We start from the raw sequence: 20,419 nt of genomic DNA, 5'->3' as shown, positions 1-20,419 counted from the left end.
GGAACGCACACGCGATCGCGTCTGTGACGGTCACTCCAGGACCGGCCACGAAGTAGATCTGTTCGTCGTGCTGCACTGGGGAACCTTCCGGAGGAATCTGTCGGATCAGTCGGTGCCCGATTGATTGCTGCCGGGTCTGCTACGCACGATCAGTAGCGGGCACCTTGCCGAGTGCAGCAGTGCGGTGCTGGTGGAACCGATCAGCATCCCGGAGAAGCCGCCTCGGCCGTGGCTGCCGACGACGAGCAGTTCGGCTTCCTCCGAACGGTCCCTGAGTTCGTCCGCCGAGGTGCCCTTGGCAACGATCCGGTTGACGCGTACCTCGGGATATCGCTCACTCCATCCGGCAAGACTCTCGGCAAGCACCGCTTGCTCGGCAACTTCGACCGCATCCCACGGCAGATCCAGCTGGTCGTCGAAGGCCGTGGACAGTGTGAACGGCGACCACGTGTGGACTGCAACGAGATCGGCGCCGCGCAGCGCTGCTTCCTCGAACGCCGCCGCCAGCGCCGGACGGCTGTTGTCCGAACCGTCGATCCCGACGACCACTTCTCCACGGCCCGAGGTCTGTCCGGCACGGCCCCGCAGCACCGCGACCGGGCAGTGCGCATGTGCGGCGAGCGCGGAGGTCACCGATCCCGCGAGGACCGCGGTGATCTGGCCGAACCCACGACTGCCGAACACCATCATTCTCGCCGACTTCGAGGCCTCGATCAGCTGGGGACGTGCGGAACCGTTCCGCACCTCGGTGGCGGCTTCCGTGGAATCGGCGGCGCCGCGATCCGGGAGCACCGTGCGCGCGATCGCCAGAGCTTCTGCCAGATGAGAATGCGCGGCTCGGTCGCGATCGGCGAAGTAACTCTGCGGCAGCTGTACTCCGTCCCCGTAGGGTGCGGGGGCGCCGAGCGCAGTGACGATCTTGAGCGGGCAGTCGTGGAGGCGTGCCTCCTTGGCGGCCCAGCTCACCGCGGCGTAGGAGTTCGTGGACCCATCGATGCCGACGACAATCGGCGCTGTGGTCTCCATTTTCGACCTCCGCATGTGCATCTGCGTTCATCGTCGCCGGGCTGCGGCTGACGCCGATAGGGCCGGAAGTCCCCGCAAACGTCGTAGGATCGGCTCATCCGCAACGGTGGAGGTGGCCGATGCTCACCGTATTTCTGGTCGACGACCATGAGGTCGTGCGCCGCGGTCTGGCCGAACTCATCGAGGAGGACGACGAGATGGAGGTCGTCGGCCAGGCCGAGAACCGGGCGCAGGCTCTTGCCCGGATCCCGGCCCTGCGCCCCGATGTGGCGCTGCTCGACGTTCGCCTACCCGACGGGAACGGGATAGACCTGTGTCGGCTGCTGCGTGGGCGCCTGCCGGATCTGCGTTGTCTTGTCGTCACCTCGTTCCGCGACGAGCAAGCGATGCGCGATGCCGCAGCCGCCGGCGCGATGGGGTACGTCGTCAAGGACGTCCGGGGCATGCAGTTGGTGCAGGCGGTCCGAGAGGTTGGCGCCGGCCGTTCCCTGCTCGCCGCCCACACGGCGGTCTCGCGAGTGCGGGCCGGCCCGACCCGTGGCGGAGGGGTGCTCGCCGATCTCACCGAACAGGAGCGGCGCTTGCTGGCGTTGCTCGGAGAGGGACTGACGAACCGGCAAATCGCGGCACGGATGTTCCTGGCCGAGAAGACCGTCAAGAACTATGTCTCGCGGCTGCTGGCCAAGCTGGGCATGGAACGGCGCACGCAGGCTGCGGTTCTGGCGGCAAAGCTCGAGACACCGACTGTGTCGGAATGACAGTGGAGCTTCGTGACCGGTTCGCGACCAGGGCGAGGGCCGCGATCGTGCCGACCCTGCTGACCCTGACTGTCGGCGCACTCGCGACCGGCATCGTGGCTGTGCTTCTCGGTGAGGACGGTGTCGCAGACATCGCCTGGGCCACCGGCACAGTTGTGGCACTGATACCAGCGGTTGGCTGGGTCGTGGCCGCAGTGCGCCGCCGTTCTGTCGGTGTCGATCTGATCGCGGTGCTGTCCCTGATCGGCACTCTCGCGGTCCACGAGTACCTGGCGGGCGCGCTGATCGCGGTAATGCTTGCGACGGGCCGCACTCTGGACGCCGCGGCGGAGCGGCGGGCCTCCCGAGACCTGCGCGCTCTGCTCGAGCGTGCTCCCCGGACAGCCCACAGAATGGTCGGGGATGCGGTGACGACTGTGCCACTCGAGAGCATCGTCGCCGGGGATCGGCTGATGGTCAAGCCCGGCGAGGTGGTCCCGGTGGACGGATGGGTGGAATCCGGCACCGCAGTTCTGGACGAGTCGGCGCTGACCGGGGAGCCACTACAGGTCGAACGACCCGCGGGTGAGCGGGTACGCAGCGGTGTGGTCAACGCGGGTGGGCCCTTGCAGCTCCGGTGCGAGGCGGCGGCGGAGGCGAGTACCTATGCCGGCATCGTGCGCCTGGCCCGGGATGCGGCCGCCGACACGGCCCCGGTCGTCCGTCTCGCCGACCGGTTCGCTGCCTGGTTCCTGCCGCTGACCTTGGCGGTGGCGGGCGCGGCGTGGGCGTTCAGCGGGTCAGCGGTACGCGCGGTGTCGGTGCTCGTAGTCGCGACCCCGTGCCCGCTGTTGCTGGCTGCACCCGTCGCCATCGTGTCCGGCTTGTCCCGGGCTTCGCGGCTCGGGGTGGTGGTGCGCAGCGGCGGCGCTCTCGAGAGTCTGGGTCGGGCGCGCACGCTTGTGCTGGACAAGACCGGAACCCTCACCACCGGTACACCGGCAGGTCTCGACGTGGCGACCGCCCCGAACCGGTCCAGCGACGAGGTGCTACGTCTGGCCGCGGCGGCCGATCAGTTCTCACCGCACGTCGTCGCGCAGGCGATCGTCCACTCGGCCCGCGTCCGTCGACTCGAGCTGCCCCTGCCGACCGATGTCGACGAGCAGGCCGGCACGGGCGTTGCGGCCACCGTCGAGGGCCGCCGAGTGAGGGTCGGCGACCACGCGGTTCCGGACACCCTGCCGCAGTGGGCGACGACAGTGCGAACTCGGTCGGAGTTGGACGGCACCGCGATCGCATGGGTCTGGGTCGACGCGGAACTGGCCGGTGCGATCACGATCCGGGACCCCCTGCGCCGCGACGCGCCCCGAACCCTGAGGCGTTTGCGTGCCTCCGGGCTGACGCGTCTGATCATGCTCACCGGGGACCGGCCGGCCCCGGCCAGGGAGATCGCAACGGTTGTGGGCCTCGACGCAGTGTTCGCCGAGCAAACTCCGGCCGACAAGGTCGCCGTGGTCCGGGACGAGTGCCGGCTCGCGGTCACGGTCATGGTGGGCGATGGCGTCAACGACGCGCCGGCACTCGCCACCGCGACTGTGGGCGTCGCGATGGGCGCGCGCGGCGCCACCGCCAGTTCGGAGGCGGCGGACGTGGTGCTCACTACTGATCGGCTGGATCGGCTCGCCGATGCGATCGAGATCGCGCACCGTTCCCGGGCCATCGCAATCCAGAGCGCCGGAGTCGGGATGGCGCTGTCGCTGATCGCGATGACGGCGGCGGCCTTCGGGTTCCTACCCCCGGCGGTCGGTGCGTTGCTCCAGGAGGGTATCGACGTTGCGGTGATCCTCAATGCGCTGCGGGCGCTCCGGATGCCACCGTCTGCGGATATGGCGCTCGACGCCGACACCGAGCGTCTGGTGCGCCGTTTCGACCGGGAGCACGACGAACTCCGGACGGCGCTGCCGATGATCCGGGAAGCCGCCGAGCAGCTCGCGACGGAGCCGTCGGATGCGGCCCTCGCGGCGCTGCGTCGCGCTCACCGGAGTCTCACCGAACGGCTACTGCCGCATGAACGTTCGGAGGAGCGGGAACTCTATCCTGCGATCGGGGCGGCACTGGGTAGCACGGAGGTGACCGCGACAATGAGCCGAGCGCACGCCGAGATCGAGCGCCTGGCCCGTCGGTTGGCCGTGCACGTGGAGATGGCAGATGCCCACGGCGGTATCCGCCCGGATCAGATAGACGATCTACGAGCGTGTCTGTACGGCCTCTATGCAGTCCTGCAGCTGCACTTCGCACAGGAGGAGGAAGGCTACTTCGTGATGTCGTCCGACCGGGGCACGTGAGCCGATGTCGTGGGATTCAGCCGCCACCATTGCTCGGTTGCGGCGCGAACCGATTGTTCGACCGGCCCGGCAGTATCGATATCGGTAGCTTCGGGCCAGGCGTCCGCGGCTCGTGCCATCGCCCGGGCAATTGCGGGTGTCGCTTCCGAATCAGCGCTCGTTCCGGCATGGCCCGAGCGAGGGCTCACTCGCCTCCGCAGCCGTCGTTCGGCGATCTCCGAGTCCGCGGTGCACTGAAGCGACACCAGCTCGCTGAGCGTCTCGCCTGCAAGTTCCGCGGCGCGCCCCCGAAGACGTCGATCGGTCCAGGAGGCGTCCAGAACGACCGACTCGCCCCGCTCTAGGGCCCGGCGCGCCCGGTCGAGCATTGTCGCGTACACCCGCGCGGTGGCCTCCGCCGAGTACCGCCCGTCCCGAAATCCCGGATTCGGATCCGAGGCTCGATCTTTCTCGAACAGCTCTCGGCGCACCCGATCGCTCGAAACCAGTTGCGCACCAACACTTTCAGCGAGCCGTTCGGCCACCGTGGACTTCCCGGTGGCGGGCAGACCGCCGACGAGCGCGAGGCGCACCGCCCCCTGCTCGAGGTGTGCCTCGGCGAGCTCGGTGTGCCGCAGCGCGTCGGTTCGGGACTCGCTGCGGCCCTGGAGATACCGAACACAGTCGACCTTCGCACGCATGAAGGCCCGGTACGCGATGTAGTGGTGCCGTAACGCTGTCGGGGCCGGATCGTCGATGAGCGCGGCGTACCGATCGAGGAAGCGGTCGGCGAGGTCTCCGCGCCCCTGGAACTCGAGATCCATTGCCAGACAGGACACGTCGTCGAGACCGTCCACATAGCGGAGGTCGTCGTCGAACTCGAGACAGTCCAGGATGCGTGGACCGTCGTCGAGGCAGAAGATGTCGTCCGCCAGCAGGTCTGCGTGCCCGTCGACGATCCGCGCATCTGCGATTCGCTGCGCGAACAGTTGCTGACGTCCGTCGAGGAAGCGCAGCACTCGCCGCTCGATCGCATCGAGCCGATCAGGGTCGACGATGTCCTGGTCGAGCTCACGTGTCTCGCGGATGTTGTTGCACCACCGCCGCCGAACCGCCCGCACGGATCCTTGTCGATCGATGTCCGGACCGCGGGCGGCCGAGGTGTGGAACCTCGCGACCACATCGGCAATCGAATCCACCAGAGCATCGGCCGGCGACCCGTTGGCCACCAGCGCGGACAGTCGAGAATCCTCCGGCATCCGTCGCATGACCACCAGCGGTTCGCCGGCACCGCCGGCGGGATCCGCCAGCTCGATCACCCCGAGGTAGACGTCCGGCGCGAGGCGTCGATTGAGCGAGACCTCGCGGGCGCACACGCTGCGCCGCGCCTCGACTGTGCGGAAGTCCAGGAACTCGGTTCGGATCGGCTTCTTGGCCTTGTAGACCCGATCGCCGAGCAGGAAGACCACCCCGGAGTGTGTTTCGTGCAGCGCGGCGAACGGCTGGTCGACGGAAATCAGCCGACCTCACCGTGTTCGTCGTAGTGGCCCTCGTGCTCCGCGTGACGGTGCCCGTCATGGATGTAGTCCACGTGATCGCCGTGCTGGACGGATTCGTGCCCACAGTCGCTCCCGTGAACGTGCGGATGATCCGAGGGATTGTGTGGATGGTGCTCGGAGGCGGTCATGATCCCTACCTTTCGGTCGTCTCCACGCGGGTGTCTTCCAGAGTAGTTGGGTCGGCGATGGTGCGATACAGATCCTCGATCTCCTCGCGGCGGCACGGACGGGTCCCCGGCGTGGTGAGCATCGCGGTCCCGGCCGCCACGCCGAGCCGCACGGCATCGTCAAGGCTCTTGTTGCGGACGAGTCCCACAGTGATGCCGGCGAGCATCGCGTCCCCTGCACCGACACCGCTGCGGACGTGGACCGGGATCGCCGGGAATCGATGGGCCGAGTCCGACGTGACGGCCAGGGCGCCGCGGGCGCCGAGCGAGAGCACCACCACCTGGCAGCGCCCGTCGGTGACGAGTTCGCGCGCCGCGCGGACCCATTCGGATTCTTCGGTCAGTTCGCGGCCGGTCATGTCGCGGAGTTCACGGATACTCGGCTTGAGCAGATACACCGAGGTGCCACTGCGGCGAAGCGGTTCCCCCGATGTGTCGAGCACGCATTGCGCTCCGAGATTTCGGGTCATGCGCGCGACCCGGTCATAGAAGTCCGGCGGAGTTCCGGGCGGCAGGCTACCGCTGGCGACGACGAACCGTGCATCGTGCGCGACCTCGGCGAGCAGCGCGAGACACCGCTCCTGATCGGCGGCAAGGAGTTCGGGGCCGGGGAGCACGAACCGGTACTGGTTTCCGGTGCAGTGCTCGTCGACGGTGAAGCTCTCTCGGGTCGCGCCCGATACCGGTACCCGTCGGCTCCACACACCCTCGCGGTCGAGCAGGGCGCCGAGCACTGATCCGGTCGCGCCGCCGACCGGAAACACCGCGACCACGGACTCCCCCAGCACTCGAACCAGCCGCGCGACATTGATTCCCCCACCGCCGGGGTCGTACCGGGGTGCGGTACACCGCACCTTGTCCGTCGGTGACACGGTCTCCGCCGTCGTCGAGATGTCGAGTGCTGGATTCATGGTCAGCGTGACGATCGCCGGCATCCCATCACTCTCCTAGGCACTGCTCACCGACCCCCGCCGACCCCCTTGCCGACCCGATGACTCGCTTCGGCGTCCTGCGTCGATCCTGGGCTGCGATTCCTGCCCCGAACAGGGCCGAAGGGCCCTTTACAGGTTCGATGGTTCCTGTCCCAATGGACACGGAGGAGCAGCCATGGATACCGCTGTGATCGACCGGTCCGCGCTCGACGATCTGATTGCCGTGCTGCGGGACGAGGGATACCGGGTGATCGGTCCCTCTGTACGTGACACCGCGATCGTGCTCGCCGAACTCGAAACCGGCGCACAACTCCCCGACGGCTGGGGTGTGAGCACTGCACCCGGCGAGTATCGCTTGCACCCGCGCGCGGACGGTGCGGTGTTCGCGCATTCCGCGGGGCCGATGTCTTGGAAGCAGTTCGTTCACCCCGCACGCCGCATGCTGTGGTCCTCGGACGGTACGGAATTCTCGGCCCCGCCGGACGAAGCGCCCCGCTACGCCTTTCTCGGCGTACGGGGTTGCGATCTCGCCGCGATCCGGACCCTGCGCACTGTCCTCGGTGCCGATCCGGACGGATACACCGCACGGGTGATCGAGCAACTCGTGGTGATCGCCGTGAACTGCACCGAGCCCGGTGGCGTGTGCTTCTGCGCCTCGATGGGAACTGGTCCCGGCGTTGCTGCCGACTACGATCTTGCGCTCACCGAGCACATCGACGCACTCGGCCATCGTTTCGTCACCGACATCGGAACCGACAAGGGTCGACGGCTCCTCGGGCGCATCCACCACCGCGAGGCGAGCACAGTCGACGTGGACTCCGCACGGGACGCCGTCGAGGAGGCCAGTGGCCGCATGGGCCGCACCATGCCGGATGTGGACCTGCGGGCGCTGCTGCGCGCCGCCCGCGATGAACCGGTTTGGGAGGACGTGGCCAACCGCTGCCTGACCTGTGGGAACTGCACCATGGTGTGCCCGACGTGTTTCTGCACCACCGCGGAGGATGTCAGCGATCTGACCGGCGACCACACCGAGCGCTGGCAGCACTGGTCGTCGTGTTTCGAACTCGACTACTCGCACCTGCACGGCGGGAACATCCGCACCAGCGGCGAGAGCCGGTACCGGCAGTGGATGACACACAAAATGGGAACATGGTTCGACCAGTTCGGCACGTCTGGCTGTGTGGGCTGTGGCCGCTGCATCGACTGGTGCCCAGTGGGCATCGACATCACCGCGGAGGCAGCCCGGCTCACGGGCGCACTGCCGGACGCTTCGGAACCGGAACCGGGGCCTAGTCCGTGACCACCCCACCAGAGGACACCCGCACACCGATCCTGCTGCCGGAGTTGGGCGCCGCGGACCGGCAGCGGCTGCAGCGGATGAGTACACCGGTGACGTTCGAGGCAGGCGAGTACATCTTCCGGGAGGGCGAGGCGGCCCGCAGCTGCTGGCTGTTGCGGCGCGGCCGCGTCTTGTTGAGCACGTCGGTACCCGGTCGCGGAGACGTCGTGATCGAGACGCTTTCGGATGGCGACGTCCTCGGCTGGTCCTGGATGCAGCCCCCGCACGTGTGGAGTTTCGGGGCGCTGGCGGCGACAGCAACCGAGGCGTGGAAGATCGATGCGGCGACCCTGCGCGCTGCTGCCGAGGTAGATCCGGCCTTCGGTTATGCGGTGACGCGCGCCCTGTCCGGATTGCTGCTCGATCGGTTGCTGGCGACCCGCGCTCGCCTGCTCGACCTGTACTCGAATCCCGGAACGCCATGACGACACCACTTGTGCCGGTTCCGCACCGGGTGCTGCGTCGGACGGTCGAGACCAACGATTCGGCGACCCTCGAACTGGGCCCGGTCGGTTCACCGTTACCGGCATTCCGGCCCGGCCAGTTCATGATGCTGTGCGCGCCGGGCGTCGGCGAGATCCCGGTTTCGCTGTGCGGGGATCCGAGCAGGCAGGACGGCACGCTGACCCACACCATCCGGCGGGTCGGCGCGGTGAGCGCTGCATTGCATGACGCGCCGGTGGGCCGCGTGATCGGGGTGCGCGGGCCGTTCGGCACCGGCTGGGATCTGACGCCGGCGATCGGTGGCGACCTGCTGATCGTCGCGGGGGGTGTCGGGCTCGCGGCAGTCCGCGCGCCGGTGCTGGCGGTCCTCGCGGATCGGCACCGCTATCGGCGGGTCGGCCTCGTCGTCGGCGCTCGCAATCCCGCCGAGATCCTGTACCGCCGAGACCTGGACGTCTGGCAGGACGCGGGTATCGACGTCGTGGTGACGATCGATCAGCCGACTCGCGACTGGTCCGGACCTGTCGGATTCGTCACCGAGGTTCTGGCAAGACTCGAGATCGATCCCGCTCGCACCCGGTCGCTGGTCTGCGGCCCGGAGGCCATGATGCGGTACGCGGTGCGGATTCTGGAAGGAAAAGGCATGCAGCCGTGGGACATCGAGGTGTCACTGGAGCGGAACATGCAGTGCGGCATCGGTGTGTGTGGACACTGCCAGCTGGGCGAACTGCTGCTGTGCCGCGACGGCCCGGTAGTCGACTATGCGATTGCTGCACCTCTACTGCACACCAGGGAGTTGTGATGCCCGAACCATTCCCGCCCTCGAAGCCGACACTCGCGGTGTGGAAGTTCGCCTCGTGTGACGGGTGCCAGCTGTCGCTTCTCGACTGTGAGGACGAGCTCCTCGCGGTGGCCGGATCGATGCAGATCGCACATTTTCTGGAGATGTCGAGCGCATCGGTCGACGGTCCCTACGACCTGTCGCTGGTGGAGGGCTCGATCACCACCGCGGCCGATGTGGAACGGATCCACCGGATCCGGGATGATTCGGCACGGCTGGTGACGATCGGTGCGTGCGCCACCGCCGGGGGCGTCCAGGCGCTGCGGAACTTCGGCGATGTCGCCGAGTTCGCGGACGTCGTCTACGCGAGTCCGCAGTACATCGATACGCTCGGGACGTCGACGCCGATATCGGCACATGTCCCGGTGGATTTCGAGTTGCGCGGCTGTCCGATCGACCGCCGGCAACTCATCGAGGTGATCACCGCTTTCCTGGCCGGACGCACCCCGAACATCCCGAATACCAGCGTCTGTACCGAATGCAAACGGCGCGGACTGACGTGTGTCATGGTTGCCGACGGCACCCCATGCCTCGGCCCCGTCACACACGCCGGCTGCGGTGCACTGTGTCCCGCCCACTCTCGGGGCTGTTACGGCTGCTTCGGGCCGACACCAGACCCGAACATCGCCTCGCTCGCCGGATGGCTACGCCGGTGCGGAATGGACGAGGAGGCTGTCGGGAGGGTGTTCTCCACTTTCAATGTGGCGGCGCCCGGGTTCGAGGAGGGCCGTCGGCATGGCCGGTGATGCACCCGACGGCGACGCCGCGGCCGAGCGCCGCCAGTTGACCGTCCGGGCTCTGGCCCGGGTAGAGGGTGAGGGACGGCTGGACGTCGCGGTCCGAAACGGGTCGGTCGAGTCGGCGCAGCTGAACATCTACGAACCGCCCCGGTTCTTCGAGGCGTTCCTGCGCGGCCGCGACTTCCGGGAACCACCGGACCTCACCTCCCGGATCTGCGGCATCTGTCCGGTCGCCTACCAGGTGAGCGCGTGCAATGCCCTCGAGCAGGCGTGCGGAGCTTCCGTGGACCGGCGGGTGGTCGAGCTACGCCGGTTGCTGTACTGCGGCGAGTGGATCGCGAGCCACGCACTGCACATCTATTTCCTGCATGCCCCGGATTTCCTGGGCGCACCCGACTCTGTGGCACTGGCGCGCTCCCAGCGGGGCGCGGTCGAACGGGGCCTCGCCTTGAAGAAGGCTGGTAACGCGATCCTCGAGACCGTCGGTGGACGGCCCATCCACCCGGTCAATGTGCGGGTCGGGGGCTTCTACCGGGCACCCACCCGCACCGATCTCGCGCCGCTCGCCGAGACACTCCGCCGCGCCCTCGACGACGCAATCGAGACGGTTCGCTGGGTCGCCGGGTTCGAGTTCCCCGATGTCCGGCTCGAATCGACACTCATGGCCCTGCACCACCCGGAGCGATACGCGATCGAGGATGGGGACATCCGCACCAGCGGGGGCGGCGGCTTTCCTGTCGCCGACTTCGACGACCATGTCGTCGAATACCACGTCCCGCACTCGACGGCGTTGCACGCCCGCCTGGACGGGGAGAGGTATCTCACCGGGCCCCTGGCTCGGTACACCCTCCACCATGAGCAACTGTCCGCGACCGCCCGCGAGGCAGCAACGGCCGCCGGACTCGACACCGAATGCCGAAACCCATTCCGCAGCATCGTAGTTCGCGCCGTCGAGGTGGTCTATGCGGTGGATGAAGCGCTTCGGCTGATCGAGGCCTACGAGCGGCCCGAGCCCCCCGCCACACCGGTGACTGCGCGCGCGGCAGTGGGCCGTGGCGTGAGCGAGGCCCCACGTGGCCTGCTCTACCACCGCTACCATCTCGCCGCGAATGGGCTGATCGAGTCGGCGAACATCGTGCCGCCGACCGCGCAGAACCAGGATGCGATCGAGGCAGATCTCGCCGATCGGATCGGTGAGCATCTGGACCTCGACGATGCCGCCTTGACGGCACTGTGCGAGCGAACGATCCGCAACCACGATCCCTGTATCTCCTGTGCCACGCACTTCCTCGATCTCCGGGTCGTGCGCCGGTGACGACGGTTGTGGTCGTGGGGATGGGAAACGAGTTCCGGCGGGACGACGGCCTGGGACCGGCGGTCATCCGGGCGCTGGCAGACCGAACCCCCGGTGGTCACAGGGTGGACGCGGTCGTTGCGGCCGACGCGGTCGACCTGCTCGACGCCTGGTCGGGGGCTGACCTCGCGATCGTGGTGGACCTGGCGATGGGCACCCCTGCGCGGGCGGGGCGGGTGCGGCGGGCCACCTCGGCTGGGGTCGATGCAGTGGGCTCGATAGGCGGCCACAGTGTCGACCTGTTCACGACGCTGGAGCTGGCCCGCGAGCTCGGCCGCAGCCCGGGTGCCCTCGTCGTATTCACCGTCGAGGGCGCCGATGTCAGGGTGGGGATCGGTCTGTCGCCCCCTGTCGCACGGGCGGTCGCGGAAGTTGTGGCTGCGATCGATACCGAACTGGAGAACTGGGAGATCAGCGAAAGCGCTCGGCGGCGCGTGCCAGACCCACCAGGTCCGTGGCCAGCGCGCTGAGTTCGCCGGAATCTGCGCCCTCTGCAATCGCCGTCGCGACGTCCTCTGCCGCGCAGCGCAGTTCGAACATGCGGTCGGCCAGCGCCGAGGCCTCGTCAGCGGTGAGCACGAGCGCGTCCGCCGGAATGCTGGTGCCCTTGACCGCAGCACGCTGTTCGTAGGCGCGCTGGCGACACGACTGCCGGCAGTAACGCCGCCGGCGGCCGACTGTCGAACCCGCGACCTCCCGTCCGCACCACACGCAGGATTCGGGTCGGCGGCTTGGTCCGGGCATGGTTGTACACCTTACTGCCGGTGCGGTGCGGCCGCCCCGGTAAGATGGGGCGGCCGCAGCCGCGTAAGTCGCGGGAACGTTTCCAGATTCCGGGACGTTGTAGATGGTTGTGAACGCTCGGTGCGCCGTTGCAGGCGAGCTGGCGCGGCGGAAGAACGAAGAGAGGACACACCATGGCAGATCGCGTACTTCGAGGTAGCCGACTCGGTGCGGTGAGCTACGAGACCGATCGAGACCACGACCTGGCGCCCCGTCGCGTCGCCCGTTACCGGTGCGACAATGGCGAGGAGTTCGATGTTCCCTTCGCCGACGAAGCCGAGATCCCCGGCACGTGGCTGTGCAAGAACGGGCTCGAGGGAGCGCTCCTGGAGGGCACCGCTCCCGAGGCGAAGAAGGTCAAGCCGCCTCGTACCCACTGGGACATGCTGCTCGAGCGCCGCTCGGTCGAGGAACTAGAAGAGTTGCTCAAGGAGCGCCTCGACCTCCTCAAGACCAAGCGTCGCGGAGCGTAAGCACCAAGTTCCAGCGTCGCGGAGCGTAAGCACCAAGTTCCAGCGTCGCGGAGCGTGAGCACCAAGTTCCAGCGTCGCGCACGCAGTGACGATGTCAGTGCCGTCATGGAGACAACTCCGTGACGGCACTGACTCGTTGTGTGGCCTGATAGTCGGGTAGCCCTGTATTTGTCTCTCAGCAGTTGCTGGGCGCGGGTTCTCCACGGAAGCGTGCGTCGAGATAGTCCAGCGCTCGTGGGAGGCCGAGTACCGCGGTGGTGAGATGGTCCGGGCTGGGAAATAGCTCCGATTGAACCTTCGCCCCGGCCGCGCAGTAGCGCTGCATCGTCGAGTCGATCGAGTCGACCGGGATGAGAGCATCGGTCGGACTGTGCCACTCGAAGAGCGGCGCGGTGGGGATGCCGGGAAATTTTTCGATGCTGTTGTCGTCGAGGATCTCGACGGCGGCCGGGCTGGCCAACAGATCGGTCGTATTCGAGATCTCAAAGGCGCTGCGGCCAGCGCCCACCGTCAGAATGTCGTTGGTGCACGCATTGGCGACTGCATTGCGCATCGCCAACCCTTTGGCGTTCAGTTGCTCGCTGATGGGCAGTCGGTCGGGATACTCGCGTTCGAGGCCGATCGCGGCTGCGAGGGCCAAACCGAACACCGGGTGCGGGGCGGTGCCTAGCCCCTGTGCCATCTTCCCGATGTTCATCGGTACTCCGCCGGCGGCAACTCCGACGATGTTCAGTTCCGGAGCGTACGAGGGCGCGAGGGCTGCCGCATACGCCGTCGCCATCCCGCCGCCGGAGTATCCCGCCATCGTCACCGGGCTACGCGCGAGGCCGAGAACGGGGAACCGCTGGACCGCGCGGACTCCGTCCAGCGAGATCTGTCCGCCCAGTTTCGCGGCGCCGTAGGCACTACCGGGCCCGAGATGATCGGGCAACGCCACGGTCCAGCCGCGGGCAAGGACGACATTGAGCGCCGGCGCCTCGCGAATGATCAGGTTGGCGTCATTGCTGTACAGAGCGCGCGATGGCGCGCACTGGGTACCGAGTGCGTTGATGATGTGCTGGTAGGAGAGCAACGGGCCGTTCGGCTTCCGGTTGGCCGGGACGAGCACAGTGGTCACTGCCGCGATCGGCCGGTTCGTCGAGTTTGTGGAGCGGAACTTGATCTGCCACACGGTGGTGTTCGGGAACAGCGGCAACGGTGGCATCTCGCGGGCGGAGAGCACATCGCCGGGAGCGTGCTCGGCGAGATCGTTCGACGGGGCGTAGAAGGGATCAGGATCGCTCACCGGGTAGATCGGTGCCGCGGTCGATGTCATCGGTTCGAGAATCATCGAGCATGCGACCACCGCGGCGACAGCTAGCGCTTTCCTCATGCGATGTCGCATCGCAACAGGCATCGACGTCCCCCTCGAAATCCGGTTGACCGCTCTGTGTTTGACCGAACGACGACCTAGCCTATGCGAGACCTTCGGGATGGAGGGCGATCATTCCGAACCTCTTTGCGCGGCGGTAGGTTTCGGTCGACGAGATACCTCACGCGAGGGCCTCGCGCAATCGAAGCCGGACACTTCGGCACCGGTCGTGATCACACTGTCACCGAAGCCTCCAGCGACCCGGTCGGTCGATCAACCGACAAGTGCCGGATATTCGAGGGAAGATTCGCGTCCCCTCGTTCGGTCGTGCAATCATGAAAGAACCCGACAGGACGGAACGCACACAGCTAGCAGACTTCGGCTGACGCGAATGGGCTCCTGGTCTCCCGCGCCGGTCCAGTAGATGTAAGGCGAGGTGGCGTATGGACGACACCAACGGCTCGACAAAGGCCGGCACCTCCGGGATACCCACGGGAACCATCTCGGCAGACCAACCGGACCTCGAGGCACTTCGTGCAGAACTCGACGGAATCGACCGGCGGCTACTCGAGGACATCGGGGCCCGGATCGATGTGTGTGTCCGAATTGCCCAGGTGAAGCGGGACCGGCAGATTCCGATGATGCAGCCACATCGGGTGAATCTCGTGCAGGACCGGGCAGAGGACTTCGCACGCACCCATGGCCTGTCGCCCGCGTTCCTTCGACGCCTATACGACGTGCTGATCGGCGAGACGTGCCGGGTCGAGGATCTCGTGATCGGCCGAGACGGCGCGGTCGACGTGGGCGTCCCCAACGGAGACGGAGGCAAGGGTAACGGCGACGAGATCAACGGCAACGGCATTGCAGGTTGATGGCATCATGGCGATCCGCACGCTTCTGATCGACAACTACGACTCGTTCACCTACAACCTCTACAGCCTGTTGTCGGAGGTGAACGGAGTTCCTCCCTGCGTGGTGAAGAACGATGCGGAGTGGGCATCGGTGGACCTCGATGCATTTGACAACATCGTCATCTCCCCAGGCCCGGGCCGTCCCGATCGGGTCCGGGATTTCGGTATCAGCGCACGTGCGATCGCGAACCGAGCGATCCCGGTGCTCGGGGTTTGCCTGGGACATCAGGGGCTGTGTCATCTGTTCGGGAGTACCGTCGGGCTCGCGCCGGTCCCGATGCACGGTCGACTCTCGCCGATCCGTCATGTCGGGACCGGACTCTTCGACAGCATTCCGTCGCCGTTCGAGGGGGTCCGCTACCACTCGTTGATCGTCGAGGACCTACCCCCGGAACTCGAGCCGCTGGCCTGGACCGACGAGGGCCTGCTGATGGCAGCGCGCCACCGCCGGTATCCCTTGTGGGGCGTGCAGTTCCACCCCGAATCGATTTGCACGCAGTACGGACGCAAGCTCCTCGCCAACTTTCGCGATCTCACGCCGGCCCGGACCGCGACCGCCCCGGCCGAGGACAATGAGCCGGTCCCGCAGAATCGCATCGACGCCCACACCGAGGCGCCGCCGTACGTCGTCCGCAGCGTCCGGGTGGACAGGGCCGTAGATCCCCAGGCCGTGTACACACTGCTGTTCGCGAACGGGCCGGAGAGCTTCTGGCTGGACGGCAGTGCGGCACGGGAGCCAGAGTCCCGCTTCTCGGTGATGGGCGATTGTTCGGGGCCGTTCGCGGAGTACCTCACCTACCGGGTTGCCGAGACGACGGTGTGCGTCCGGCGCCAGGGGCGCCCGGAAGAACGAATCAATCAGCGGTTCTTCGACTACATCGACGAGCAGGTACGCGCACGCGCGGTGCCCCCGAATCCCGATCTTCCCTTCGCTTTCGGACTCGGCTACGTCGGGTACCTGGGTTACGAACTCAAGGCCGACGCGGGCAGTCAATTGGTACACACCTCTCCAAACGCGGATGCCGCCTTCGTCTTCGCTGATCGCGCGGTGGTGATCGATCACCTCGGCGGCTGCTGCTACCTCCTCGCCCTCAGTGACGATCCCGACGATCCGCGCGTGCGAGAGTGGTTCGCGCACACCGAATCCGAACTGTGCAAACTCGACGAAGCCGTCGAATCGCCACCACCACACCCTCTGGTCAAAATCGACGAGGACACGAAGCCGCGACTCCGACACGACAGAGACGCGTACCTGGCGCTCGTCGGCCAGTGCCTCGACGAGATCCGGTCCGGCGAATCGTACGAGGTCTGTCTGACGAATGCGGCATCCGTCGATCGGGTGATCGATCCCCTGCAGAGCTACGAGACCCTTCGCGAGATCAGCCCCACTCCGTACAGCGCGCTACTGAAATTCTCCGGCCTGTCGGTGCTGAGCGCGTCGCCTGAGCGCTTCCTGCGGATCGGTATCGACCGAGTCGTCGAGTCGAAACCGATCAAGGGCACGCGGCCCCGGCACGCCGACGACAAACGCGATGCGGCGCTGCGGCAGGATCTGCTCGACAGCGAGAAGGATCGGGCCGAGAACCTCATGATCGTCGATCTGGTTCGTAACGATCTGTCCCGCGTGTGCGTCCCCGGGTCGGTCCACGTCCCGAAGCTGTTCGATGTCGAGACCTACGCCCCGGTGCATCAGCTGGTGTCGACGGTGCGTGGCACGCTGCGCAGTGATGTGTCCTCGGTCGACTGCGTCCGCGCGGCATTCCCCGGCGGCTCGATGACCGGTGCGCCGAAGCTCCGCACGATGGAGATCATCGACAAGCTCGAGGAGGGTCCGCGTGGCGTGTACTCCGGCGCCATCGGCTACTTCTCGATCAATGGGACGGCAGACTTCTCGATCGTCATCCGGACCATGGTCGCGACTGCTGACGAGGTGACATTCGGGGTGGGCGGGGCCATCGTCGCGCTGTCGGATCCTGAAGAGGAACTCGAGGAGACCATGGTCAAGGCCGTCACAATGCGACGCTGTCTGTCGGTGACCGCCGCCGACGCCGACGACCTCGACCGGCCAGATTCCGATCGTGAGGATCCCGATCCGTGACCTTTCCGGTAACGCCCACGACCGACCGACTCGTCGTGGTCGGCGGCCTGGGTGCCGTCGGGTCGATGTTGGTGGACCTGCTGCGCACGGACGGCGCAGTGGTGACGGTCGTGGATCCGAGGGCAGACGGGGCGGTCGGAACCGGTGACATCACGGCACCGGATGCAACGCTGTCTGCGGTCCTCGCGGACGCCGATACGGTGATTCTGGCAGTCCCCGAGTCGGTTGCACTCGCAGCCGTCCCGGTACTCACCCGCGCAATGCGGGCCGACGCGCTGCTCGTCGAGACGCTGTCGGTGAAGTCCCGCATCCACCAAGTCTTGCTCGACCGCTCCCTTCCTCCGGGCTCAGCGGCACCAGCGGTGGGCATCAACCCGATGTTCGCGCCCGGCTTGGGCATGTCCGGACGCCCGGTGGCGGCGGTGGTTCACCGAGCCGGTCCCTCCGTCGACGCGTTTCTCCGCTCGGCGGCCGGCTGGGGTGCGGAGGTGGTACGGGTCGATGCCGCACGACACGACCGGATCGTCGCCGCGACGCAGGCACTCACCCACGCGGCAGTGCTCTCGTTCGGCCTGGCGCTGACGGAACTGGATGTCGGTCCGGATGAACTCGCTGCGATCGCTCCCCCGCCCCACACCACGATGCTGGCGCTGCTGGCACGGGTCGGTTCCGGCCTGCCCGAGGTGTATCGGGACATCCAGGCGGGTAACCCGGCGGCCGGAGACGCGCGCGCTGCGCTGGCACGGGCCCTCGCGCAGTTGGCGGACACTGTCGCGTGCGGCAACGATGCAACGTTCCAGGAACTGATGGATCAGTCCGTGCGCGGACTCGGAGGTCGTATCGGCGAGTACCGCGCGTTGTGCGACACCCTGTTCCGGGAGCTACCGACCCTATCGGACCATGTTCGGCGATCGGACGGTGATTTATGATGAGCGACAGCATTTTTGGTGGAAGTTCAACCGGAGACGAGGCCGCGGAGCGGGAGACGCTGTTGCGGCTGCCGTCCCTGCCGCCGTTCGATCCCTCCAATCCGGTGGAGAGCGCGGTCATCAGCAGCCTCGCCGGCAGTTGGCCCCGGCGAGCCACCGTCAAGAGGGCGGAGCCCGATCTCGACGACCTCTTCGAGCCAGACAAGGCGGATTACCCGGACCATCTGATCCCGTTCCACGACGACGATCGCTACCGTCGGCTCGACGAACCTGTGCGTGCCCGCTTGTCGGCCTGGGCGTGGATCGCCTACAACAAGAACGTGATGGACGTCGAGCAATACGTCGTCAATCCTGGATTCCGGCTCCTGTCACAGGATGCCTTCGGTACCGGCCTCGGGGACACACTCACCATTGCGACACTGCAGGCGATGGTGGACGAGCAGTACCACACGCTGATGCACCTGAACGCGAGCGCGCTCACCAGGCGTCGGCGCGGCTGGGACCTTCACGAGGGTCAACTGCCCTACGGTCCGACGGTGCGTCGCCACCACGCTGCGGTGAGCGCAGCCGACGGCCCCCGTGCCGCCGCGCTGGCGAGTCTGGCATTCACCACGGTTGCGGAGACCTCGATCAGCGCATATCTCGGTCTCATGACCGACGACGAAACCGTGCAACCGGTCAATCGGTCAACCGTCGTGCTGCACCGTCGCGATGAGTACTGCCACTCGTCAATCGCTGGCGAGCTACTGAAGATCGTGTTCGAGAGCCTCGGCGCTGATGACCGGCGACTGCTGCTGGCCGGGCTCGCCGACGGTCTCGAGGCGTTCTCCGCCAACGACTTCTCGACCTGGGCGGCCGTGATGGACGCGGAAGGAGTTCCCGGCAGACAGGGCATCCTCGCGGACGCGGTGCACGACACGAGCCGTCGGAACCTGGTCCAGGACTGCTCGGCGATCCGGCGTCTGTGTGACGAGCTGGGCGTGTCCGCGGAGGTCCCCTACGACTGGTGACCGCGGTGCTGCGCCATGTCCACGGCAGGACATCCGGGTTGACAACTGCAGCAATGGCTTCGAGCGACGATATAGCCGGTTCCGTCGGGGTCTCGATACCGCTGATGACGGCCAGGGCGCCTCTCGGGGTGCTGACTGTGCAGTCATCACGACGTAGTTGAAGTGTCTATCAGGCCCTGCAACGCATCGCGGGTGACACTGGTGTCATCTCCTACTGTCACGAACATGTCGATCCTGATTACGCAGTACAACGGTAAGCCTGCCACTGTCCACAACCTCGCGCCGTTGGCCTTCGCTGGCTTCGCCCACTTCACAGCCATGCAGGTGCGCAACCGCTCTGTCAGGGGACTCGACCTCCACCTGAAGCGGCTGCGGACCGCCAGTGACCAACTGTTCGGCCATCATCTCCCCGACGAAGCGATCCACCGCAGGTGGTCGAGGGAGAACCCGACGTCGGTGCCGATGGTGGGGAGCGCGACGTTGAGGATCGAGTCCCGAATTCGCGACTCTGTGGGCCAAACACCCAGTCCGGAAGTGCATGAGCGGCGTCAAACAATTCCGTCACCCCGAAGTCGGTAACTTCGACCTCAGCTTCGAGGTACTCCACCTGCCCGAAGCCAACGGCCAACGCATCATGACCCACATGGCCGAACCTGGTTCACCTGCCGAAGCAGCGCTCGCCCTGCTCCGAGCGACCGGCACGGCCGTACGCGACACCCCCAAGCAAGCTACTGGGCGGTGACTCACGAGTCCGTCCACTCGTGTCACTCCTAGTTTGTGGCGGTGATGGCAATGCCCCAGACACGACGCCTGACGTGGCCGCACCGGGATCTCCACGGTGCGCTCCCACGCCCGTGGTCTCCCGCTCAGCGTATCGCTTGACGCACGTGGGATCCTCGACGCTCAACTGCTCGGCGACGAGGTTCAGCAGCGACGTCAGCACCGCGATCGAATCCGACAGGAACGTCCCGACGCACTGCCCAGTGCCGGTGCTACGGCGTGGCATTGAGCCATTCGTAGAACGCTGGCTGCACATTGGGGTTTGCTCCGGTGATGCCGTTGTACGCGCCGACAGCGGCGCCGATCCCGGTGCCGACGATGCAGCCGGCAATGAAGTTCGGGAAAATCGAGACACAGCCGATCGCCAGCCCGACACCCGCCCCGATCGCCATGCCCGCGGGACCGCCCGTCTCCCATCCGATCGTGATCTCACGAATCAGGTTGTCCTGCGCAGTCTGCTTGTCGACGACGGGCTGCACCAAGGGAACGGATGACGTGAGCGGGGCCGCGTATGCGGTGCCGGCGCCCGCGCCGAGTGCAGCAACGACGAGAACCGATGCAGCCGATGCTCTGAGAAGGTTCATGACGCTCTCCGAACTGTGTGGGAAGAAACGCTGTCCT

21 protein-coding genes are annotated in these 20,419 nt (G+C 66.9%); 14 read left to right on the top strand and 7 right to left on the bottom strand.

Translation table 11 applies throughout. From position 1 onward, the window contains the following. Positions 1-105: 105 nt before the first annotated feature. Positions 106-1,026: a universal stress protein gene (locus ERC79_RS00515; RefSeq protein WP_131574818.1), complete on the bottom strand. Its 921-nt coding sequence runs from the start codon at positions 1,024-1,026 to the stop codon at positions 106-108. Between the two features lie 119 nt (positions 1,027-1,145). Here ERC79_RS00515 and ERC79_RS00510 point away from each other — a divergent pair, with 119 nt between their 5' ends. Both ERC79_RS00510 and ERC79_RS00505 read left to right on the top strand, forming a co-directional pair. Continuing rightward, positions 1,146-1,784 carry a response regulator transcription factor gene (locus tag ERC79_RS00510; protein WP_131574816.1) on the top strand — a complete coding sequence of 213 codons (639 nt, stop codon included), beginning with the start codon at positions 1,146-1,148 and terminating at the stop codon, positions 1,782-1,784. Then, positions 1,781-4,108 (top strand): heavy metal translocating P-type ATPase, encoded by a 2,328-nt coding sequence (locus ERC79_RS00505; RefSeq protein ID WP_131574814.1) that lies wholly within the window; start codon positions 1,781-1,783, stop codon positions 4,106-4,108. Before ERC79_RS00510 ends, ERC79_RS00505 begins: the two co-directional genes overlap by 4 nt. On the opposite strand, the gene ERC79_RS00500 is transcribed toward ERC79_RS00505, so the two are convergent. The 3 genes from ERC79_RS00500 to ERC79_RS00490 are packed head-to-tail and all read right to left on the bottom strand — an operon-like array spanning position 4,075 to position 6,748. Then, complete coding sequence (locus ERC79_RS00500) at positions 4,075-5,556, bottom strand: AAA family ATPase (protein ID WP_242676701.1); 1,482 nt, start codon at positions 5,554-5,556, stop codon at positions 4,075-4,077. The two genes, ERC79_RS00505 and ERC79_RS00500, sit on opposite strands and share 34 nt — an antisense overlap. A gap of 47 nt (positions 5,557-5,603) precedes the next feature. Further along, complete coding sequence (locus ERC79_RS00495; RefSeq protein ID WP_131574810.1) at positions 5,604-5,774, bottom strand: zinc transporter permease; 171 nt, start codon at positions 5,772-5,774, stop codon at positions 5,604-5,606. A gap of 5 nt (positions 5,775-5,779) precedes the next feature. Next, the gene (locus tag ERC79_RS00490) at positions 5,780-6,748 is read right to left on the bottom strand and encodes a 1-phosphofructokinase family hexose kinase (RefSeq protein WP_131574808.1); all 969 of its coding nucleotides are present in this window, start codon (positions 6,746-6,748) and stop codon (positions 5,780-5,782) included. A 172-nt stretch (positions 6,749-6,920) separates the two neighbouring features. On the opposite strand from ERC79_RS00490, the gene ERC79_RS00485 reads away from it, so the two are divergent. From ERC79_RS00485 to ERC79_RS00460, 6 genes are read left to right on the top strand one after another with little or no spacing between them, the layout of a single operon-like run. Next, positions 6,921-8,045, top strand: a complete 1,125-nt coding sequence (locus tag ERC79_RS00485; protein WP_131574807.1) for a 4Fe-4S dicluster domain-containing protein — start codon at positions 6,921-6,923, stop codon at positions 8,043-8,045. Next, on the top strand, positions 8,042-8,509 hold the full coding sequence (locus tag ERC79_RS00480; protein WP_242676700.1) for a cyclic nucleotide-binding domain-containing protein: 468 nt from the start codon (positions 8,042-8,044) through the stop codon (positions 8,507-8,509). The genes ERC79_RS00485 and ERC79_RS00480 overlap by 4 nt, the downstream gene beginning before the upstream one ends. Continuing rightward, a complete protein-coding gene (locus ERC79_RS00475; protein ID WP_131574805.1) occupies positions 8,506-9,330 on the top strand; it encodes an FAD/NAD(P)-binding protein in 825 nt (274 codons plus the stop codon). Before ERC79_RS00480 ends, ERC79_RS00475 begins: the two co-directional genes overlap by 4 nt. Next, complete coding sequence (locus ERC79_RS00470) at positions 9,330-10,115, top strand: oxidoreductase (RefSeq protein ID WP_131574803.1); 786 nt, start codon at positions 9,330-9,332, stop codon at positions 10,113-10,115. The genes ERC79_RS00475 and ERC79_RS00470 overlap by 1 nt, the downstream gene beginning before the upstream one ends. Beyond that, the gene (locus tag ERC79_RS00465) at positions 10,105-11,424 is read left to right on the top strand and encodes a nickel-dependent hydrogenase large subunit (protein ID WP_131574801.1); all 1,320 of its coding nucleotides are present in this window, start codon (positions 10,105-10,107) and stop codon (positions 11,422-11,424) included. Before ERC79_RS00470 ends, ERC79_RS00465 begins: the two co-directional genes overlap by 11 nt. A 20-nt stretch (positions 11,425-11,444) precedes the next feature. Continuing rightward, positions 11,445-11,933, top strand: coding sequence for a hydrogenase maturation protease (locus tag ERC79_RS00460; RefSeq protein WP_242676929.1), 489 nt, complete (start codon positions 11,445-11,447; stop codon positions 11,931-11,933). Here ERC79_RS00460 and ERC79_RS00455 read toward each other — a convergent pair. After that, positions 11,875-12,207, bottom strand: coding sequence for a hypothetical protein (locus ERC79_RS00455; RefSeq protein WP_131574797.1), 333 nt, complete (start codon positions 12,205-12,207; stop codon positions 11,875-11,877). The two genes, ERC79_RS00460 and ERC79_RS00455, sit on opposite strands and share 59 nt — an antisense overlap. A gap of 173 nt (positions 12,208-12,380) precedes the next feature. Between ERC79_RS00455 and ERC79_RS00450 the strand changes: the two genes are divergently transcribed. Then, positions 12,381-12,719, top strand: a complete 339-nt coding sequence (locus ERC79_RS00450) for an RNA polymerase-binding protein RbpA (protein WP_131574795.1) — start codon at positions 12,381-12,383, stop codon at positions 12,717-12,719. A 175-nt stretch (positions 12,720-12,894) separates the two neighbouring features. Here ERC79_RS00450 and ERC79_RS00445 read toward each other — a convergent pair whose 3' ends face one another. Further along, entirely contained in the window at positions 12,895-14,091 is a 1,197-nt protein-coding gene (locus tag ERC79_RS00445; protein WP_242676699.1) for a lipase family protein, read from the bottom strand. A gap of 422 nt (positions 14,092-14,513) precedes the next feature. Between ERC79_RS00445 and ERC79_RS00440 the strand changes: the two genes are divergently transcribed. The 5 genes from ERC79_RS00440 (at position 14,514) to ERC79_RS22870 (ending at position 19,760) form a co-directional block, all read left to right on the top strand. Next, complete coding sequence (locus ERC79_RS00440) at positions 14,514-14,942, top strand: chorismate mutase family protein (RefSeq protein ID WP_131574793.1); 429 nt, start codon at positions 14,514-14,516, stop codon at positions 14,940-14,942. A 7-nt stretch (positions 14,943-14,949) separates the two neighbouring features. Further along, positions 14,950-17,079: an aminodeoxychorismate synthase component I gene (gene pabB / locus ERC79_RS00435; RefSeq protein ID WP_131574791.1), complete on the top strand. Its 2,130-nt coding sequence runs from the start codon at positions 14,950-14,952 to the stop codon at positions 17,077-17,079. After that, positions 17,076-18,008 (top strand): prephenate dehydrogenase dimerization domain-containing protein, encoded by a 933-nt coding sequence (locus tag ERC79_RS00430; protein ID WP_242676698.1) that lies wholly within the window; start codon positions 17,076-17,078, stop codon positions 18,006-18,008. The genes pabB and ERC79_RS00430 overlap by 4 nt, the downstream gene beginning before the upstream one ends. Continuing rightward, positions 18,008-19,018 carry a diiron oxygenase gene (locus ERC79_RS00425; protein ID WP_131574789.1) on the top strand — a complete coding sequence of 337 codons (1,011 nt, stop codon included), beginning with the start codon at positions 18,008-18,010 and terminating at the stop codon, positions 19,016-19,018. The genes ERC79_RS00430 and ERC79_RS00425 overlap by 1 nt, the downstream gene beginning before the upstream one ends. A 538-nt stretch (positions 19,019-19,556) precedes the next feature. Continuing rightward, positions 19,557-19,760: a hypothetical protein gene (locus ERC79_RS22870; RefSeq protein ID WP_242676697.1), complete on the top strand. Its 204-nt coding sequence runs from the start codon at positions 19,557-19,559 to the stop codon at positions 19,758-19,760. Positions 19,761-20,010: 250 nt separating this feature from the next. On the opposite strand, the gene ERC79_RS00415 is transcribed toward ERC79_RS22870, so the two are convergent. After that, entirely contained in the window at positions 20,011-20,382 is a 372-nt protein-coding gene (locus ERC79_RS00415) for a hypothetical protein (protein WP_131574787.1), read from the bottom strand. Positions 20,383-20,419: the final 37 nt, after the last annotated feature.

This window comes from Rhodococcus sp. ABRD24 (genome assembly GCF_004328705.1).
Lineage (GTDB): Bacteria > Actinomycetota > Actinomycetes > Mycobacteriales > Mycobacteriaceae > Prescottella.
Note: the sequence above shows the minus strand (reverse complement) of the source record. Positions and strands in the feature narration are given on the sequence as shown.